Origin of the sequence: Xanthomonas hortorum, from assembly GCF_011305375.1 — a bacterium.
Taxonomy (GTDB): domain Bacteria; phylum Pseudomonadota; class Gammaproteobacteria; order Xanthomonadales; family Xanthomonadaceae; genus Xanthomonas; species Xanthomonas hortorum_E.
Genome location: NZ_VCME01000027.1, coordinates 13,230 through 26,402, shown reverse-complemented (window position 1 = coordinate 26,402; position 13,173 = coordinate 13,230). Strand labels below are relative to the sequence as shown.

The 13,173-nt window shown below is 64.9% G+C and carries 16 protein-coding genes; 3 read left to right on the top strand and 13 right to left on the bottom strand.

The window, feature by feature from the left end:
- Window positions 1-201: 201 nt before the first annotated feature.
- Window positions 202-2,142, bottom strand: coding sequence for an ATP-dependent zinc metalloprotease FtsH (gene ftsH, locus FFY45_RS19920; protein WP_006453305.1), 1,941 nt, complete (start codon window positions 2,140-2,142; stop codon window positions 202-204).
- A gap of 61 nt (window positions 2,143-2,203) precedes the next feature.
- Window positions 2,204-2,836 carry a 23S rRNA (uridine(2552)-2'-O)-methyltransferase RlmE gene (gene rlmE, locus FFY45_RS19915; RefSeq protein ID WP_043889169.1) on the bottom strand — a complete coding sequence of 211 codons (633 nt, stop codon included), beginning with the start codon at window positions 2,834-2,836 and terminating at the stop codon, window positions 2,204-2,206.
- Window positions 2,837-2,901: 65 nt separating this feature from the next.
- On the opposite strand from rlmE, the gene yhbY reads away from it, so the two are divergent.
- Both yhbY and FFY45_RS19905 read left to right on the top strand, forming a co-directional pair.
- Window positions 2,902-3,207, top strand: coding sequence for a ribosome assembly RNA-binding protein YhbY (gene yhbY / locus FFY45_RS19910; RefSeq protein ID WP_006453307.1), 306 nt, complete (start codon window positions 2,902-2,904; stop codon window positions 3,205-3,207).
- A gap of 15 nt (window positions 3,208-3,222) precedes the next feature.
- Window positions 3,223-3,603, top strand: a complete 381-nt coding sequence (locus tag FFY45_RS19905) for an Mth938-like domain-containing protein (RefSeq protein WP_176341761.1) — start codon at window positions 3,223-3,225, stop codon at window positions 3,601-3,603.
- 174 nt (window positions 3,604-3,777) lie between these two features.
- Here the strand turns inward: FFY45_RS19905 and FFY45_RS19900 are convergent, their stop codons facing one another.
- Genes FFY45_RS19900 through surE form a run of 4 tightly spaced genes read right to left on the bottom strand, consistent with a single transcriptional unit; the run spans window position 3,778 to window position 6,640 of the window.
- On the bottom strand, window positions 3,778-4,554 hold the full coding sequence (locus FFY45_RS19900; RefSeq protein ID WP_176341760.1) for a peptidoglycan DD-metalloendopeptidase family protein: 777 nt from the start codon (window positions 4,552-4,554) through the stop codon (window positions 3,778-3,780).
- The gene (locus tag FFY45_RS19895) at window positions 4,551-5,165 is read right to left on the bottom strand and encodes a YqaA family protein (protein WP_006453310.1); all 615 of its coding nucleotides are present in this window, start codon (window positions 5,163-5,165) and stop codon (window positions 4,551-4,553) included. Before FFY45_RS19895 ends, FFY45_RS19900 begins: the two co-directional genes overlap by 4 nt.
- 18 nt (window positions 5,166-5,183) lie before the next feature.
- The gene (locus FFY45_RS19890) at window positions 5,184-5,864 is read right to left on the bottom strand and encodes a protein-L-isoaspartate(D-aspartate) O-methyltransferase (RefSeq protein ID WP_176341759.1); all 681 of its coding nucleotides are present in this window, start codon (window positions 5,862-5,864) and stop codon (window positions 5,184-5,186) included.
- Window positions 5,861-6,640: a 5'/3'-nucleotidase SurE gene (gene surE / locus FFY45_RS19885; protein ID WP_023903742.1), complete on the bottom strand. Its 780-nt coding sequence runs from the start codon at window positions 6,638-6,640 to the stop codon at window positions 5,861-5,863. The genes FFY45_RS19890 and surE overlap by 4 nt, the downstream gene beginning before the upstream one ends.
- 99 nt (window positions 6,641-6,739) lie before the next feature.
- Between surE and FFY45_RS19880 the strand changes: the two genes are divergently transcribed.
- Window positions 6,740-7,279: a Smr/MutS family protein gene (locus FFY45_RS19880; RefSeq protein ID WP_006453314.1), complete on the top strand. Its 540-nt coding sequence runs from the start codon at window positions 6,740-6,742 to the stop codon at window positions 7,277-7,279.
- Window positions 7,280-7,402: 123 nt separating this feature from the next.
- Here FFY45_RS19880 and truD read toward each other — a convergent pair whose 3' ends face one another.
- The 7 genes from truD to kdsA all read right to left on the bottom strand — a co-directional run bounded on the left by truD (window position 7,403) and on the right by kdsA (window position 13,139).
- Complete coding sequence (gene truD / locus FFY45_RS19875) at window positions 7,403-8,506, bottom strand: tRNA pseudouridine(13) synthase TruD (protein ID WP_176341758.1); 1,104 nt, start codon at window positions 8,504-8,506, stop codon at window positions 7,403-7,405.
- A 251-nt stretch (window positions 8,507-8,757) separates the two neighbouring features.
- Window positions 8,758-9,249 carry a 2-C-methyl-D-erythritol 2,4-cyclodiphosphate synthase gene (ispF, locus tag FFY45_RS19870; RefSeq protein ID WP_115038668.1) on the bottom strand — a complete coding sequence of 164 codons (492 nt, stop codon included), beginning with the start codon at window positions 9,247-9,249 and terminating at the stop codon, window positions 8,758-8,760.
- 146 nt (window positions 9,250-9,395) lie between these two features.
- Entirely contained in the window at window positions 9,396-10,169 is a 774-nt protein-coding gene (gene ispD / locus FFY45_RS19865; protein WP_006453317.1) for a 2-C-methyl-D-erythritol 4-phosphate cytidylyltransferase, read from the bottom strand.
- A complete protein-coding gene (ftsB, locus tag FFY45_RS19860) occupies window positions 10,166-10,528 on the bottom strand; it encodes a cell division protein FtsB (RefSeq protein ID WP_006453318.1) in 363 nt (120 codons plus the stop codon). The genes ispD and ftsB overlap by 4 nt, the downstream gene beginning before the upstream one ends.
- Window positions 10,529-10,531: 3 nt before the next feature.
- Complete coding sequence (gene eno / locus FFY45_RS19855; RefSeq protein WP_006453319.1) at window positions 10,532-11,824, bottom strand: phosphopyruvate hydratase; 1,293 nt, start codon at window positions 11,822-11,824, stop codon at window positions 10,532-10,534.
- A gap of 125 nt (window positions 11,825-11,949) precedes the next feature.
- Window positions 11,950-12,312 carry a hypothetical protein gene (locus FFY45_RS19850; protein WP_115038660.1) on the bottom strand — a complete coding sequence of 121 codons (363 nt, stop codon included), beginning with the start codon at window positions 12,310-12,312 and terminating at the stop codon, window positions 11,950-11,952.
- Window positions 12,309-13,139: a 3-deoxy-8-phosphooctulonate synthase gene (gene kdsA / locus FFY45_RS19845; RefSeq protein WP_176341757.1), complete on the bottom strand. Its 831-nt coding sequence runs from the start codon at window positions 13,137-13,139 to the stop codon at window positions 12,309-12,311. Before kdsA ends, FFY45_RS19850 begins: the two co-directional genes overlap by 4 nt.
- Between the last annotated feature and the right edge of the window lie 34 nt (window positions 13,140-13,173).

Below are 13,173 nucleotides of genomic sequence, written 5' to 3'. Positions count from 1 at the left end.
TCTCCTGGAGCGGTTACGATGGGTGGCGATTGGTGCGCACTGCCGTGGAGCGCGTGTTTTGCGATCTGCCGAATGCATTATCAACCTAAGCCGCCAAACGACCGAAGCCGGGAGCTGCGCTAGTCAGCGTTCAAACGCATCAAGGCCGGGAATCGCTCCCCGGCCTTGATGGATGCTGCTGCAGCTGACCGATGCGTAGCGTTACAGCTGCTCGGCGGGCCCTGCGATCGGCGGCAACGGACGTGGGCTGCCCTTGTCGTTGTTGTTGCCACCGTCCTTGTCGGACTTGGCCCAACCGGCCGGCGGCGGCGGCTCGCGGCCTTCCATGATGGCGTCGATCTGCGGCACATCGATGGTTTCGTACTGCAGCAACAACTGCGACATCGCGTGCAGCTTGTCCAGGTTCTCGGTAAGGATCGCCTTGGTCTTGCTATAGGCCTTGTCCAGGATCGAGCGCACCACTTCGTCGATCATGCGCGCGGTTTCGTCGGAGACATTCTTGTGCTGGGTCACCGAACGGCCCAGGAACACCTCGTCTTCTTCCTCGCCGTAGGCCACCGGGCCGAGTTCGTCGGACAAGCCCCACTTGGTGACCATGTTGCGCGCCATCTTGGTCGCACGCTCGATGTCGTTGGAGGCACCGGTGGTGACCTTGTCGCCACCGAAGATCAACTCCTCGGCAACACGGCCGCCATACAGCGAGCACAGCTGGGATTCGATCGCCACCCGGTTCATCGAGTAACGGTCGCCTTCCGGCAGATACATCGTCACGCCGAGGGCGCGACCACGCGGAATGATGGTGACCTTGTAGACCGGGTCATGCTCCGGCACCAGACGGCCGACGATGGCATGGCCAGCTTCGTGGTACGCGGTCAGCGTCTTCTCGTCCTCGCTCATGGCCATCGAGCGACGCTCGGCACCCATCAGGATCTTGTCGCGGGCACGGTCGAAGTGGTCCATGCGGACTTCCTTCTCGCTACCGCGCGCCGCAAACAACGCCGCTTCATTACACAGGTTGGCCAGATCGGCACCCGAGAAACCCGGGGTACCGCGGGCGATCACCATCGGCACCACGTCGTCGGCCAATGGCAGCTTGCGCATGTGCACACGCAGGATCTGCTCGCGACCCTTGACGTCCGGCAACCCGACCACGACCTGGCGATCGAAACGGCCCGGACGCAGCAGCGCCGGATCCAGCACGTCGGGACGGTTGGTGGCCGCGATCACGATCACGCCTTCGCCGCCTTCAAAGCCGTCCATTTCGACCAGCAGCTGGTTCAAGGTCTGCTCGCGCTCGTCATGCCCGCCGCCGAGGCCGGCGCCGCGATGACGGCCCACCGCATCGATTTCGTCGATAAAGATGATGCACGGCGCGTGCTTCTTGGCCTGCTCGAACATGTCGCGCACACGGCTCGCACCGACGCCGACGAACATTTCGACAAAGTCCGAACCGGAGATGCTGAAGAACGGCACCTTGGCTTCGCCAGCGATGGCGCGGGCCAGCAGCGTCTTACCGGTACCCGGCGGGCCGACCATCAACACGCCGCGCGGAATCTTGCCGCCCAACTTGGTGAACTTGGTCGGGTCGCGCAGGAAGTCGACCAGCTCGCTGACTTCTTCCTTGGCCTCGTCGCAACCGGCGACGTCGGCAAAAGTGATTTTGACCTGATCCTCGCCCTGCAGCTTGGCGCGTGACTTGCCGAAGCTCATCGCACCCTTTGCACCGCCGCCACCGCCTTGCATCTGGCGCATGATGAACAGCCAGAAGCCGATGATCAGGATGACCGGCAGGAAGTTGAGCACCAACGACCAGAAACCAGGACCCGTTGAGGGCTTCTGGCGGGTCATTTCGATGTTCTTGCTGTAGAGCACGTCGACCAGCTTGTCGTCGCGCGGACCGTAGACGGTGGCTTCGCTGCCGTCGGTGCGCTTGAAGCGGATCGCGTTGACGGCCAGGTTGGTCTCATCGGTGTAATCCACCGACTTGACGCGACCGGAGTCCACTTCCTTCAGGAACTGGGTATAGGTAATCGAGTCGGGGCCGACGCCGCCTGCCATCCGCGGCGAGAAGCTCTGGAAGACGACCATCAGCACAACCGCGACGACCACCCACAGCAGCAGATTCTTGGTCAAGTCGTTCATCCTCATTGGCTCCGGTGCCCTCTACTCTTCAAATTCTTGAAACACGGTGGTCATTGGCAGCTTACTTGATCTGGGCACGCTTGCCCTGACCGAGCGCATAAACTTCCGGGGAGCGCTTGCGCGAGGCCGCCGGTTTGCGAATCGTCACCTTCTCATAGCGGCGGCGAAGCTCGCGAATGTAGTCGTCGGATCCAACACCCTGGAACAGCTTGATCAAAAATGCCCCACCCGTCTTGAGGTGGTTGTCGGCAAATTCCATCGCCAGTTCTGCCAGGTGCATCATCCGCGGTTGGTCGACCGCATCCATGCCACTCTTATTGGGGGCCATATCGGACAGAACAAGGTCCACCGGCACATCGCCCAACATCGCTTCGAATTCCGATAGGACGGCTTGTTCCCTGAAGTCGCCATGAAGGAACTCCACCCCGGCCAGCGGGGGCATCTCCAGGATGTCCAGCGCCAGTACCCGGCCGGTGTCGCCGAGCGACCTGCGCACCTGCTGGCACCAGCCGCCGGGCGCGGCGCCCAGATCGACCACCACCATGTCCGGCTTGAGCAGGCGGTCGCGCTGAAGCAATTCCTCCAGCTTGTAGGCGGCACGCGAGCGCATGCCTTCGGCCTGAGCCTTCTTCACGTAAGGGTCGGCGAAGTGTTCCTTGAGCCAGCGCTGGCTGCTTTTACTGCGGGAGGGCATTGGCAAAGGGGTCCGAACGGGTCGCCATGATACCCTGAACACCCTTTACTTCCCTTTGATCCTGCATGTCCATTGTTCTCACCTCCGCCCAGAACCGTTTCCTGCGCGGCCAGGCCCACGATCTCAAAGCACTGCTGCAAACCGGCGGCAAAGGGGTCACGCCGGCATTTCTGGCCGAACTCGAGGAAGTGCTCGAGCGCCACGAACTGATCAAGGTGAAGGTGGCATCGGAGGATCGCGAAGCCCGCGACGCCATGATTGCCGACATTACTCAAAAGACCGGCAGCGCGCTGGTGCAGCGGATCGGCCATGTCGCCATTCTTTACCGCCCCAGCAAGGAAAAGCGCCAGATCGTGTTGCCGCGCGGCTGACCTGACGAGTTCGTTATGCCTTTAAGCCAGGAACATCCCGACTACACCTATGCGCTGCGCGCGGCCGATGGCCGCCATGCCAAGGTGAATGAGCGAATTTTGCAGCAGAGCTTCATCCTGATGCCCGATGAACTTGTCGAACGCTGGCCGGTGCCCAGCCTGGAACAGCTCAAGGCGGGGCATATGGACGCGGTGCTGGCGCTGGCCCCGGCGGTGATCCTGCTTGGCACCGGCGAGCGCCAGCAGTTTCCGACCACCGACGTCCTGGCGGCCTGCCTGACACGCGGCATCGGGCTGGAAGCGATGACCAATGCGGCCGCGGCGCGCACCTACAACGTGCTGGCCAGCGAAGGCCGCCGGGTGGCGTTGGCGATGATTCTTGAGGGACGGGATTAGGGAGTCGGGATTGGGGGATTCGTAAATGCGGGCTGGAGCAGATGCCGCTCTCACGTCAACAGCTGCAGCGACGCCTCAAACGATTTCCCAGCCGCTGTCAGCGCCTTGTAAGCAGCGCTGACAGCCCGGCGCCGTTGCGGTTGCCGTTGCGAATCCCGAATCACCACTCCCGAATCACTTCTTCGGCAAGTACAGCAGCGGATCGACCGGCTTGCCGTTGTAGCGAATTTCGAAGTGCAGCATGTCGCGGGCGGCACCGCTGCGGCCCATCTCGGCGATCTGCTGGCCGGCCTTCACGCTCTGGCCTTCGTTGAGCAGGCGCTTGCGGTTGTGCCCATAGGCGGACAGCCACTGGTCGTTGTGCTTGATGATGATCAGCTCGCCGTAGCCGACCAGGCCAGCGCCGGAATAGACCACCACACCATCTGCGGCGGCACGTACCGCCTGCCCGCTGGCACCGGCGATATCCACGCCCTGCTTGGTGGTCTCGCCGGCGACGAAGGTGCCGACCACCACGCCGTCAGCGGGCCAGCGCCACTGGAATCCACTACTGACAGGCGCAGCGATCGGTGCAGTCGGCCGCGGCGGAACCACCGTGCCGGCCGTCGAGGTGCTGCTGCCCGGCCTGCTGGCACTACCCGGATACAGCTTGAGCGTCTGGCCGGGATAGATGGTGTTCGGTGAAGACAGCCCGTTCCAGGCGGCCAGATCCGGCGCAGTGATATTGGTCCTGCGCGAAATGGCGTACAGCGTGTCGCCACGCTGGACGGTGACGGTTGCACCTGGGCGCGGCACCGATGCACGCGCAGCCGTAGACGGACGCGAGGACGACGAACCGCCGCCGGCTCCAGGCGAACGCACCACCGTGGCACTGCTGCAGGCGGTCAGCCCGGCTGCGACCACAAGCATGACTGCTGTCTTACGTACCGAATTCATCTGCAACGTGCTCATCCGTTCATTGTCTTCCACACCAACCACCCTGCGCCCGCAGCCAGGACGGCCATGGCCACCCAGCCCAGCGGCTCGATCCAGCGATGCAGCGCGGCCTCGGCACGCGCCCCACCCAGCCGGATCGCGCCGGCCACCAGATACACGCGCTTGCCGCGCCCCACCAGCATGCTGGCGATGAAGGGCAGGATCGGCACACCGACCACGCCCGAAGCCCAGGTAAAGATCTTCAGCGGGATCGGGGTGAAGCCCACCAGCACCAGCGCCCAGAAGGCCTTCCACGGCGACTCGGCCACCAGCGCGCGCAGCATCTCGATCTGCGCCTGGATCTTCACGCTCCAGCCCAGCCATTCGATCACCGGCTGCAACGCGGCAAAGGCGAAATGGCCGAGCAGGTAGCCGACCAGCGCGCCGCATACCGAGCCGATCAGGCTCAAGGTGGCGAACCATAACGCACGCTTGGGCTCGGCCAGCGACATTGGCGCCAGCATCACTTCCGGCGGCACCGGGAAGATGAAGCCCTCCACGAAACTGAGACCGGTCAGCAGCGCGGGTGCGCGCCGATTGCGCGACCAACGAATGGCCACGTCGTACAACGGCCCGAAGATCTTCATCGAGGAACTCTCATGGATTCAATCCAGCATGCCCGACAACAGCGGGACGAACGTGACCGGCGCCAGAACCTGCTGTTCGATCGCGCCATCGGCACCGCGTGTGAGTTGCACCAGCGACTGTGACGAAGCGCCGCCGACCGGGGCGACCAGCCGCCCGCCGACCGCCAGTTGATCGACCAGCGCATCGACCATCGCCGGGGCGGCAGCCGTGACCACGATGGCGTCGTAGGGGCCGTGTTCGGGCCAGCCGATGCGGCCGTCGTCGTGCTTGCTGCGCACGTTCATGCCCAGATGCCGGAAGCGCTTGCGCGCCTGCCGTAGCAGGTCGCCGATGCGCTCGACGGTGTAGACCTCCAGGCCCAGCGCGGCCAGGATCGCGCCCTGATAGCCGGAGCCGGTGCCCACTTCCAGCACCTTGGTCGGGCCGACCTGCAGCACCGCCTCGGTCATGCGCGCGACCACCCAGGGCTGCGAGATGGTCTGGCCGTGGCCGATCGGCAATGCGGTGTCTTCGTAGGCGCGCGAGGCCAGCGCTTCATCGATGAACAGATGCCGCGGCACGGTACGCACCGCGTTGAGCGTGGCCTCGTCCTGGATGCCGGCCTCGCGCAGGCGCTCGACCAGCCGGTCGCGCACGCGTTGCGAGGTCATGCCGATCCCGACCGATTCCGGTTGCAGCAGACGCAGCCTCGGCGTCATGCCGGTGCGTCCAGTGCGGCGGTCAGGCCACCCACCCAGCCAGCGACGGTTTCCAGCGCCTGATAGCGGGTGAGGTCGACATGGATCGGGGTGATCGAGATATGCCCGGTGCGCACGGCGTGGAAATCGGTGCCGGCACCGGCGTCCTGCTCGGGACCGGCCGGGCCGATCCAGTACACGGTGCGGCCGCGCGGATCGCGTTGCGGCACGCAGGGCTCGGAACGGTGGCGGTTGCCGAGCCGGGTGACTTCGAAACCGAGCACATCCGACCATGCCAGATCCGGCACGTTGACGTTGAGAATGGTGTCGGCGGGCAGCGGGTCGGACTTCAGGCGCGCCACGATTTCAACCGCTGCGCGCGCGGCGGTTTCATAGTGATGCGCTTCATGGTTGTGCGTCACCAACGAGACCGCCACTGCGGGCAAGCCGAGAAAGCGGCCTTCCATCGCGGCCGACACGGTGCCCGAATAGATCACGTCGTCGCCGAGATTGGCCGAGTTGTTGATGCCGGAAACCACGATGTCCGGGTCGTAATCGAGCATGCCGGTCAGCGCCAGATGCACGCAGTCGGTCGGCGTGCCGGCCACCGCGCAGGTCTGCGCATCGATGCGGCGGGTGCGGATCGGCACGTCCAGCGTCAGCGAATTGCTGGCGCCGGAGCGGTCGCGGTCGGGGGCGACCACCATCACTTCATGACCGGCACGCCGCAGCGCCTCGGCCAGAATCTGGATGCCGGGGGCGTCGACACCGTCGTCGTTGCTAACCAGTACGCGCATGGGACTCCTCGGAAAACCGGGTCATGATACCGGATGCGTCCCTCGCCTTCGCGCTTGATCTTCGCTTGCACCTGAGGTTGGGCACGTTACGCTGTGACCATGTCGCATCCTGAAGACGAAGACGACGGCGCGTTGTTCCGCGCAGCGATTGGCGCGGTCAAGCCGATTCGTGAAGTCGCCCCCCCGGCCAACGCCAAACCGCGCCCGAAGCCGCGCGCGCGCATGGCCGAGCGCGACGACGCCGAAGCGCACACCGAATTCGCACGTCTGCTGCGCGACAGCGCGCCGTTGGAGGCGGGCGACACCGCCAGTTATCGGCGCGAGAATCTTCCCACCCGCTTGTTTCAGCGGCTCAAGCGCGGCCAGTTCTCGATCCAGGACGAACTAGATCTGCATGGCGCCACCGCAGCGCAAGCCGAGTCGTTGTTGCGGCAGTTCCTGCTCGATGCGCATGCGCACGAACATGGCTGCGTGCGCATCATCCACGGCAAGGGCCTGCAGTCGGACAACGGCGCGCCGGTGTTGAAGAATCTGATGGACCGTCTGTTGCGCCAGCGCAACGATGTGCTGGCGTTTCATTCGGCGCCGGCCACGCAAGGCGGCACGGGGGCGTTGTTGGTGTTGTTGGCGCGGCGCTAGGGAAGATGCGCTGGCGCATTGTTCGGTTTTATCGGTAACGCCCGTCGCGGCCAGGGCCGCTCCTACAACGCCTCGGCTCCGGCAACGTTTGTTTGCGCTGCGCGTCGCCGCACGACGCAAAACTCAAGTGTCGGAACGGACATTGGCCATGCCGCGCCCTGCGTCAATCACCTCGCCCAGCTCCCACAGCACCGCGGTAGCGTAGCAGCCTGGCGGCAGTGCGAATTCGACCTGCAGGGTCTGCGCATCCAGCCAGCGGTAGTCCAATCCTTGCGGGCGCAAACGCAAGGCGCGGCGCTCCTGCTTCAAGCGAGCGGCTTCCAGACCGATCCGCAGCGCCTCGGATTGCGGATCGGACAACGCGCCCCGCTCCACTGCTGCAGCCTGGCCGGTCGAACGCAGTTCGCCCACGCCCCATAACGGGCCACTGGGATGGATATCGAAACGCGCCAGACGCTCGGCCAGCACCTCGCTCCACGGCTCGGGACCGAACACGCTGCGTGAGCCATCCAGCATCCAGGCCTCGCCCTCCAGCGCGGCGTCCCAACTGCCCTGCTCCACGCGTGCAGTGAGCACGCGATTGAACAGTGCCGAGCGCGCCGCCGACAGCAATATCGAACGTTGATCGTTGCGCAGACGCCGCTTCGGTGCCGGCACCAAAGCCCCCTCGGCATCCTGCATGTAGCCGAACATCGCCAACGCCGATGCCACGTTGCCGCCATCGCGACCAAAGCGTTGTTCGCCAAACCAGTTGGGAATGCCGCGTGCAGCGATCGCCTGCAAGCGTTGCTCGATCGCGCCGCGTTCGCCCTGCACCTGGCGCAGCGTCAACACAAAGCGATTGCCGTGCAGCGCGCCGCGTTGCAGCTTACGGTTGTGCCAGGTGCTGTCGACCACCTGCATTTCGTCGTCGTCGAGCGCAGCGATGTCCGGCGCGATACGTTTGGGCAGATGCACGCTGAAACGCTGCGTGGTCACCGCATGGCGATCCTTCAAGCCGGCGTAGCTGACGCCCATTTCCGCAATGCCCGCCCACAGCGCAAGTTTCTTGGCGATATACGCGGTGTTCTGGCCACGTTTGCGCACGCTGAGCAACAGGTGCTCGCCTTCGCCGGAGGCTTCGAATGCAGGCAGCTCATCGACCTGAAAATCTTCGGGCGTGCTGCGCATTGCTGCGCCAAGGACCGCAGCGCCATGCGCGCGCGGCAGGAGAGAGGTGTCGCTCATGCTGTGGTTACCTTCGCGCCGACGTGTCGTGCGCTGTGTGCCGAGTGCCTCGGCGCGGTGGTGTCGCGTTGCAACGTCGAGGCGAGCCCGGCGTGCGTGACTGCGAGTTAGAGCGGCTAAAAACCTGGCCGGCAGGCGTCAGGTGAGTGTGGACGGCACGCTCGGAACCGCAGGGTGCGCGTGCTACATGCTGTACAGAGCACCTGCCGCGACCGCCTGACGATGAGCGCAGTGGTTTTGTTGGTCGCTAGTTAGGCGGCGATCCTGCCGAGCAACACCGCCGCCTGCGCAGCGATGCCTTCGCTGCGACCGGTGAAGCCGAGTTGCTCGCTGGTTGTGGCCTTGACGCTGACCGCATCGAGCTCGATCGCCAGCAGCCCGGCGATGCGTTCGCGCATTGCCAGCGCATGCGGGCCGATCTTGGGGCGCTCGCAGATCACGGTGATGTCGGCATTGCCCACGCGCCAGCCACGCTCGCGCAGCAAGTGATCGCAGTGCTGCAGGAACTGCGCGCTGTCGGCGTCCTTCCAGCGCGCGTCGGACGGCGGGAAATGCTGGCCGATATCGCCCAGCGCCAGCGCGCCCAGCATCGCATCGCATAGCGCGTGCAGCACCACGTCGCCATCGCTGTGCGCGAGCACGCCATGGCTGTGCGCCACGCGCACCCCGCCCAGCATCACGTGGTCGCCCGCACCGAACGCATGCACGTCGTAGCCCTGACCGATTCGAACATTGAAAGACATGGAAAATCCGTGGTGAGTGAGAGTGCCCAGCAACAGGGAGCAAGCTGTCGTTTAGGTCGGCATGGACGTTGCAAAGAGAGCGCAGTGTACGAGTGGCCTACACTGCCGGTTCCGCAAACCGGCCTGGCAATCGTTCGACAGCCGCTCTAAAGCGTATTGACGTCGTGATTGGCACCGGCAAACACCGCATCGTTGCGTGTGGCCACTAATTCGGCATCCACCGCCACGCCGCGGCGTGCCAGTTCGAATTCGAAGCGTGCCAGGTCCACCGGCGTGGTCACCTTGAAGTTGTCCTCGGCACCTTCCACCAACAACGGACGCAATCCCAACCGTTCCATCGCCATCGCCTCGTCGGTCACGTCGACACCAGCGGCCGATGCTTCGGTAAGGCCACGGATCAGTTGATGGCGGCGAAACAGCTGTGGGGTCAGCGCGCGCCACAGACGCTCGCGCGGCTCGGTGGCATCGATGCCGCCATCGTCGCCGGCCCGCTTGAGGGTATCGCGCACCGGTGCGGCCAGGATCGCGCCAACCGGGTCGCCGCGACCGATTTCCAGCAAGCGCTCCAGATCGGCCAGCGCCAGATTGGGACGTGCGGCATCGTGCACCAGTACAAAGTCGTCGGCGCGCACGCTCTCGGGCAAGGCCAGCAATCCAGCCAGCACCGATGCGGCGCGGGTCACGCCGCCCACGCAGGTCAACACCGGCTTGGACTGCACCGCCGTCCAACCCGGCCAGTCGGCATCGTCGGGCGCGATCGCCACGACAATTCCGGCCACCACCGGATGCGCTGCCAGTGCCGCCAGCGTGTAAGCCATCAAAGGCTGACCAGCAGCATGCAGATATTGTTTGGGGGTCTGTCCACCAAAGCGCGTGCCGCGCCCGGCGGCCGGCACGATCGCCCAGATCGAACCGGTCATGGCTGTTCCGCCGGAGCGGTTGCAGCGGGCGCCTCAGGTTCGATCGACGGCGCGGCCACTGCGGGCGGCAGCGGCGGTGCATCTTCGACCACGCGATAGAACGTCTCGCCCGGTTTGATCATGCCCAGCTCGCTACGCGCGCGTTCCTCGATTGCCGCCTCGCCGTCCTTCAAGTCCTTCACCTCTGCTGCCAACGCCTGGTTGCGTTGGCGCAGACCTTCGTTGTCCTGTGTCTGATGCGCGACCTGGGCTTCCAGCATCATGACTTCGCCGGAATTCCCAGGCCCGAACCAGAAGCGGTACTGCAGCCAAGCCAGCAGCACCGCCAGCACCAGCAGTAGCCAGCGCCAGTTGCGCACGGCTTATCGCTTGATCGAAACGAACGCGTCGCGGCCGGCATAGCGTGCGCCGGAACCCAACGCCTGCTCGATGCGCAGCAACTGGTTGTACTTGGCGACGCGATCGCTGCGGCACAGCGAGCCGGTCTTGATCTGCGTGGCGGTGGTGGCCACGGCGATGTCGGCAATGGTGGTGTCCTCGGTTTCGCCCGAGCGGTGCGAAACGATCGAGGCGTAGTTGGCCGCATGCGCCATCGCGATGGCTTCCAGCGTCTCGGTCAGCGTGCCGATCTGGTTGACCTTGATCAGGATCGCATTGGCGGTGCCCGAGTCGATGCCCTGCTTGAAGATCTTCGGATTGGTGACGAACAGATCGTCGCCGACCAGCTGCACCTTCTTGCCGACACGGTCGGTGAGCAGCTTCCAGCCGGCCCAGTCGTCCTCGGCCAGGCCGTCTTCGATGCTGATGATCGGGTACTGCGCAACCCAGTCGGCCAGGAAGTCGACGAACTGCTCGCTGGTCAGGCGCTTGTTCTCGCCGACCAGGTTGTACTTGCCGTTGTCGTAGAACTCGCTGGAGGCCACGTCCAGGCCCAGCAGGATGTCTTCGCCTGCGGTGTAGCCCGCCTTGCCGATCGCTTCGAGAATGGTGTCCAGCGCTTCGACATTGCTGCGGAAGTCCGGCGCAAAGCCGCCTTCATCGCCCACTGCCGTGCTCAGGCCGTGGCCCTTGAGCACCGACTTGAGCGCGTGGAAGATTTCGGTACCGGCACGCAGCGCTTCGGAGAACGAGCTGCAACCGACCGGCAGCACCATGAACTCCTGGAAGTCGACGTTGTTGTCGGCGTGCGCGCCGCCGTTGATGATGTTCATCATCGGCACTGGCAGCGACACATCGGATTCGGTGATGGTGGACAGGTACTGCCACAGCGGCTGCTTGCGCGAGGCGGCCACGGCATGCGCGGCGGCCAGCGAAACGCCCAGCAGCGCGTTGGCGCCCAGGCGGCCCTTGTTCTCGGTGCCGTCCAGATCGATCAGGCGACGGTCCAAGCCCTGCTGGTCGGCCGCATCGAAGCCCTTCAGCGTCTCGGCGATGGTGCCGTTGACGTTCTGCACCGCGTGCAGCACGCCCTTGCCCAGGTAGCGGGTCTTGTCGCCATCGCGCAGTTCCACCGCTTCCTTGGTGCCGGTCGAGGCGCCCGAGGGCACAGCGGCGCGGCCGAACGAGCCGTCTTCCAGCGTGACTTCGGCCTCCAGCGTGGGATTGCCGCGGGAGTCGAGGATTTCGCGGGCGAGGATCTTGGCGATAGTGGTCATAGGAACGATCGGTTACCAGTAAGGGGGGAAGTACACCGGAAACAAGCTGCGGGATTATCGCCGCACACCGGCACATTGCCAAATCGCATTCAGCCGCCGCACGCGACAGGCCGGCGAACATGCCGCTAGGCCATCAAGCCCAGCAGCGGTAAACCAGAAAGCAGCAGCAAGACCGACAGCAACACCAGCGCAACGATCGCTGCGCCGGATTGGCGAGCCAGCCGCAACGCCAGCGGGCCGGCGATCAGGCAACTTGTGATCGCTACCGCGGCCAGCAGCAGCGTGACCAGCATTGGCACCCGCGTGGCCCGCATGGCATGGTCGCCGTCGCCCGGCATGCCCATGCTGGCAGCGACCAGCACCGTCATCGCGGCCATGCACGCCCACGCGGTGATCGATGCGACCAGCGCGATCCAGCCCCAAGGCCAGTGGCGCCACTGCCGACGCTGGCGGCGCGACGCGGCCAGCGCCCAGGGATCGGAACTCATGCGAAGCGCGCGAACCCGTGCTTCTTGGTGACGGCATCCAGTTCCATCAGGGTTTCGAGAAGTTCCTCCATGCGGTCCAGCGGCCACGCGTTGGGGCCATCGGACAGCGCCTTGGATGGATCCGGATGGGTTTCGGCGAACAGCCCGGAGATACCCACCGCCACCGCAGCGCGCGCCAGCACCGGCACGAACTCGCGCTGGCCGCCGGAGCTGGTGCCCTGCCCGCCCGGCAGCTGCACCGAATGGGTGGCATCGAAGACGACCGGGCAGCCGGTGTCGCGCATGACGCTCAGCGAGCGCATGTCGCTGACCAGATTGTTGTAGCCGAACGAGGCGCCTCGCTCGCAGACCATGATCTGCTCGTTGCCGGTCGACTTGGCCTTGTCGACCACCGGCTTCATGTCCCACGGCGCCAGGAACTGGCCCTTCTTGATGTTGACCGGCTTGCCGGCCGCGCAGACGTTCTTGATGAAGTCGGTCTGGCGCACCAGGAAAGCCGGGGTCTGCAACACGTCGACGACGGCGGCGACCTCGTTCATCGGGGTGTATTCGTGCACGTCGGTCAGCACCGGCACGCCGATCTGCTGCTTCACCGCAGCCAGCACCTTCAAGCCCTCTTCCAGGCCAGGGCCGCGGAAGCTGGTGCCGGAGGTGCGGTTGGCCTTGTCGAAGCTCGACTTGAAGATGAAGTTGATCCCCAGCTTGCCGGTGATCTCCTTGAGCTTGCCGGCCACGTCGAGCTGCAGCTGCATCGACTCGATCACGCAGGGGCCGGCGATCAGGAACAACGGCTGATCCAGGCCAACTTCGAAGTCACACAGTTTCATCAGGTCACCTATTGATTAAGCCCCTCTCCCACCG

What these genes read in the sequence shown, in the direction of transcription:
- ftsH (WP_006453305.1), bottom strand. Translation starts at nt 2,142, where the DNA reads ATGAACGACTTGACCAAGAATCTGCTGCTGTGGGTGGTCGTCGCGGTT.
- rlmE (WP_043889169.1), bottom strand. Translation starts at nt 2,836, where the DNA reads ATGCCCTCCCGCAGTAAAAGCAGCCAGCGCTGGCTCAAGGAACACTTC.
- yhbY (WP_006453307.1), top strand. Translation starts at nt 2,902, where the DNA reads ATGTCCATTGTTCTCACCTCCGCCCAGAACCGTTTCCTGCGCGGCCAG.
- FFY45_RS19905 (WP_176341761.1), top strand. Translation starts at nt 3,223, where the DNA reads ATGCCTTTAAGCCAGGAACATCCCGACTACACCTATGCGCTGCGCGCG.
- FFY45_RS19900 (WP_176341760.1), bottom strand. Translation starts at nt 4,554, where the DNA reads ATGAGCACGTTGCAGATGAATTCGGTACGTAAGACAGCAGTCATGCTT.
- FFY45_RS19895 (WP_006453310.1), bottom strand. Translation starts at nt 5,165, where the DNA reads ATGAAGATCTTCGGGCCGTTGTACGACGTGGCCATTCGTTGGTCGCGC.
- FFY45_RS19890 (WP_176341759.1), bottom strand. Translation starts at nt 5,864, where the DNA reads ATGACGCCGAGGCTGCGTCTGCTGCAACCGGAATCGGTCGGGATCGGC.
- surE (WP_023903742.1), bottom strand. Translation starts at nt 6,640, where the DNA reads ATGCGCGTACTGGTTAGCAACGACGACGGTGTCGACGCCCCCGGCATC.
- FFY45_RS19880 (WP_006453314.1), top strand. Translation starts at nt 6,740, where the DNA reads ATGTCGCATCCTGAAGACGAAGACGACGGCGCGTTGTTCCGCGCAGCG.
- truD (WP_176341758.1), bottom strand. Translation starts at nt 8,506, where the DNA reads ATGAGCGACACCTCTCTCCTGCCGCGCGCGCATGGCGCTGCGGTCCTT.
- ispF (WP_115038668.1), bottom strand. Translation starts at nt 9,249, where the DNA reads ATGTCTTTCAATGTTCGAATCGGTCAGGGCTACGACGTGCATGCGTTC.
- ispD (WP_006453317.1), bottom strand. Translation starts at nt 10,169, where the DNA reads ATGACCGGTTCGATCTGGGCGATCGTGCCGGCCGCCGGGCGCGGCACG.
- eno (WP_006453319.1), bottom strand. Translation starts at nt 11,824, where the DNA reads ATGACCACTATCGCCAAGATCCTCGCCCGCGAAATCCTCGACTCCCGC.
- FFY45_RS19850 (WP_115038660.1), bottom strand. Translation starts at nt 12,312, where the DNA reads ATGAGTTCCGATCCCTGGGCGCTGGCCGCGTCGCGCCGCCAGCGTCGG.
- kdsA (WP_176341757.1), bottom strand. Translation starts at nt 13,139, where the DNA reads ATGAAACTGTGTGACTTCGAAGTTGGCCTGGATCAGCCGTTGTTCCTG.